We start from the raw sequence: 1,016 nt of genomic DNA on the forward strand, positions 1-1,016 counted from the left end.
CATACCGGCTTCTCCAAGCACTTGTTTAACTGAGGCGACCGATTGAGCCGTTGAGTTAAATGGGTCGGTAATTTCTTCGAGTTCAAGCTGTGATATCGATTCAGAATCGACCGGTTTACCGTCATTTGCAGAAGACACATTGCGCGCCGAATCGAAGGCCACTTCGCGCATTGAAGGGCTCAACTGCTGAATCAGCATATTAGCGATGCCAGAGCTTTGCTTTTTCGCCAACTCCATCGCCAACTGGCCATCGTACATGTCGCGAAAAACGCCTTGTTGTTTGCTTGAAAATGGGCTGTCTTTGTCCGCTAACACGTCGCTGCTACTGCGCATTTGACGCAGCACCAGTTGTAAGAACATAGCTTCAAACTGACCCGCCACCATTTCGAGCGCGCCTTCTTGATCACGACTGTGCTTGATGTTCGCCAACGCACTGTTGTCGTGATAAAGCATTGAGTTCAATTGAGCTTGATCGCTGCTACCGTCTAGTTTCATCGTTCACTCCTTAAATCACGACCAGTTCAGCATTCAACGCGCCCGCTTCATTTAGTGCCTGAAGAATAGACATCAAATCGGTTGGGGTTGCGCCTAAGCTGTTGACCGCATCGACAATGGTATTGAGCTCTGTGCCCGGAGGCCAAATCACCATTTGAGCGAGCTCTTCGTTTACATCAATATCCGTTTGATTCACGACTTTTGTCTCACCATCAGCAAACGCATTCGGTTGACTGACTTTTTCTGATTCTGAAATTCGCACCGTCAAGTTGCCGTGGCTTACTGCCGCTTCGCCAACTTTGACATTCTTGCCAATCACCACAGTGCCAGTACGGGAGTTGAAGACGATACGTGCAGGCTTACGACCTTCTACGACGCTCATCTCTTCCAGCATCGACATCATGATCACGCGTTGTTGCGTGTCTTTCGGCGCTCGCATATCCACGCGTGCTTTGTTGATGGCAACAGCCACGTTCGGACCAAACGTATTATTGATCTCACGTGCGATGTTTTTTGCAGTG

2 protein-coding genes are annotated in these 1,016 nt (G+C 49.2%); both read right to left on the bottom strand.

Annotated elements, in window-relative coordinates:
• On the bottom strand, positions 1–495 hold a 495-nt coding region (locus tag R8269_RS26500), incomplete at its 3' end, for a rod-binding protein (RefSeq protein WP_318223072.1).
• Between the two features lie 10 nt (positions 496–505).
• On the bottom strand, positions 506–1,016 hold a 511-nt coding region (locus R8269_RS26505), incomplete at its 5' end, for a flagellar basal body P-ring protein FlgI (protein WP_318223073.1).

Source organism: Vibrio sp. Vb0667 (assembly GCF_033391095.1).